This window comes from Polaromonas sp. P1_G2 (assembly GCF_056405515.1).
The window spans coordinates 1-3,137 of sequence record NZ_JBFUBY010000373.1; the positions used below are offsets into that span (position 1 = coordinate 1).

Annotated in this window: 1 protein-coding gene; it reads left to right on the forward strand. The window is 59.7% G+C overall.

What is annotated here, in order from left to right; translation table 11 throughout:
* A partial coding sequence (locus tag AC1D0P_RS23720; protein ID WP_477678985.1) for a putative Ig domain-containing protein occupies positions 1 to 3,137 on the forward strand: 3,137 nt, incomplete at both ends.

Consider the following 3,137-nt stretch of genomic DNA (forward strand, 5'->3'; position numbering starts at 1 on the left):
GGCGGCGGCAATGATGTGCTGACAGGGGGCGCAGGAAATGACTACCTTGAGGGCGGCAAAGGAAACGACTTGCTGCTGGGCGGCGCAGGTAACGACGTCTACGCATTTGGCAGGGGCGCTTCGGCTGATGCGGCCGTCAGCACGGCGGGCCAACAGGACAGGATCGAAGATGCTGAAGGCCAGGACGTCATTGTGCTGGGCACAGGCGTCAACCTGAGCGCGGTAGTGGCCCTGCAGGACAGCGCCGGGGAAATCTCGCTGTACTTCAATGGCCAGCGTTTGAGCATTGCCGGCGGCAGCGATGCAGCTACCCGCATCACGGTTGACGTCAATGACCAGCAGCGGTCGCTGGGCAGCTTTCTGCAAGAGGCTCCGCCGATGGCCAATGACCCCTCGAATACCCAAGCAGATAGCCAGCAGGCCGCGGCTGCCCAGCAGCTGGCCTGGCAGGGCATCACGGCTGCGGCGGGCCTGGGTGCATTTAAGCCCGCCCGCTACGATTACAGCGATTCGAATACGGCCCTGTGGCAAACCGTGACGTCTGACGAAGCCGAGCTGGAAGTGCCGGGCGTGGTGTCCATTGCTTTTGAGGTGCCTGACTACGGGGTAATTGGCTACAAGTATGTGGATGCACGCGGTGGTGAATACGCTACCGCGACAGTCACGGGATTTTTGTCAGTTGCTGCCTTGGGTGGCGTCACGGGCTCGATTTTCAGTGAGGCGGTGTATAGGTACGTCCACGCAGTTCTTTCTGCACAAGCGAGCGCCCAGCATCATCTGCCGGTTGGCGTGAATTCCTGGAGCCCTGTTTACGCCGATGAGCCAGATAGCCACGTGATAACGGGATACAACTATGTGGGGACCCGGACAGACCTGTACGAAACGCCGATATGGCAACTGACGGGCTATCACACCGAATATAAAGACTGGATGCCTGCGTATGCCGCTGACGTGTCATCAGGCGACAGCGACAACACCATCACCATCAATGCCGGCATCGTGCATGCCGGAGGGGGAAACGACGTTGTCAATGTCGAAAATCATTCTCTCCTTGGCGGCTTTGGAGGCCCCGTCGTTGTGGACCATGCCACCGTGGCATTTCTTGACGGGGGTGATGGAAACGACGCTTTGTACGGCAGCGACCGTGACGATGTACTCCTGGGCGGGCGAGGCCTCGATGTGCTGGAGGGAAGCACCGGCCGAGATCAATACCTGGTGTTCGACTATGGGCAAAGCTCAGCCGATGCGGACGTCGTTTCCGATATCGATGTGACCAGCTGGAGCAGATCATTTGATCACTATGAAGACTTCTCCTATGTGGATCCCGGCATGGATGCCGATGTGGATACGGTGCAATTCGGTTCAGGCGTCACTCTGGCCGGTCTGCAGTTTGCATTCGGTCATGCGAGTTATGGACTGCGGAGCCTTGTGGGCAATGGCCAGGCGCAATGGGTTCCATCCGAGGATGGCTTCGGGTATGTTCCTAACCCCGACTACAGGGAAGGAATCGCCTCAGGTTCCTTGATCATCCTGCGCGACGGGCGCAAGCTGGCCGCTATTGACCTGGGGGCGGCGGAGGTGGCCGGTTCGGGCATCGAGTTCCTCAAGTTCCAGGACGGCCAGGTTATCTCAATGGCCGACGCATTGGCCATTGCCCGGCAACAGGGCTTGACCCCCGTGGCTTCGGCGCTGCAAGCTGCGCAGACGGACCAGAACGCATCGTTCAGCTACGACGTTGCTGCCGAGACTTTTTCGGGCGGCACGGGCGGGCCTTTGACACTTTCCGCCACCTTGGCTGACGGGTCGCCGCTGCCGGAGTGGTTGACATTTGATCCGGCTACCCGGACTTTCTCAGGCATTCCTTCACAAGAGGCCATCGGCGAACTGCAGCTCATCGTGACCGCGATGGATGCCAATGGCGCGTGTGTGGATGCGCCATTAGTCGTCAGCATCGCAGACGTCAACGACGCCCCGGTGGCGCACGAATTGACGGACCAGCAGATCGAACTGGGCCAAGCATGGAGTTTCTCGGTAGATGGCACCTTCTACGATGTGGACCCATCAGACCTCCTGACCTACAGCGCCAGCCTGGCCAACGGCGATGCCCTGCCTGAGTGGTTGACCTTCGATGCCATGACACAGACCTTCAGCGGAACACCCGGTTCAGCCGATCAGGGTTCGCTGTCGTTGAAGGTAACCGCCACTGACAGCGCTGGTGCCAGCACTTCCGCTGAGTTTGATGTAGCCATCGACGCCGAGGAACTAGCAGTTACCGTGCCTGGAACATCTGGCGATGATTTGCTGGTGGGCACAACCTCATCGGACGTGTTCGACGGACAAGGTGGAAACGACACGCTGTTGGGTGATACCGGCAACGACGTATACCTCTTCAAGCGGGGTGATGGCCAGGACACCATCAACGAATACGACGACACGGCCGGCAATATAGACACCGTGCGCTTCGATGCCGGCGTGCTGGCCAGCGACGTCACGGTGACCCGCCAAGGATACGATATTTATCTCACCATCAATGGCACCACGGACCGAGTCACGTTGGCCAACTGGTTTCAGGGCGATACCTTCAAAGTCGAGCAGGTCGAGTTTTCCGACGGAACCGTCTGGAGCGCGGAAGATCTGGCCGGCCTCGCCGTTCTGCACCCCACGGAAGGAGATGACTATCTGCTGGGCTTCGAGAACGACGATGTCATTGAAGGCTTGGGCGGTAATGACGTCCTTGAAGGACAGGCCGGCAACGACAGCCTGGACGGCGGCAGCGGCGACGACTACCTGAGCGGCGGGGCGGGCGAAGACATTCTGACCGGCGGAACTGGCGACGACATTCTCGATGGCGCCGCTGGCAACGATGTATACCTGTATAGCCGGGGCGACGGCACGGACTACATCAATGACTACGATGAAGCGGTTGGCAACATCGATACCCTGCGGTTTGACGGAACGGTCACAGCCGCGGACGTCAAGGTCTCTCGAGGCGCCTACGACTTGTACCTGCGTGTCGACGGCACGAGTGACGTTGTAACCCTCACCGACTGGTTCGGTGCTGTGGAGAGCCGGCTTGAGCGGGTTGAGTTCGCCGATGGCACGGTGTGGGATGAAGCCATGCTGGAAAGCCTGATTAC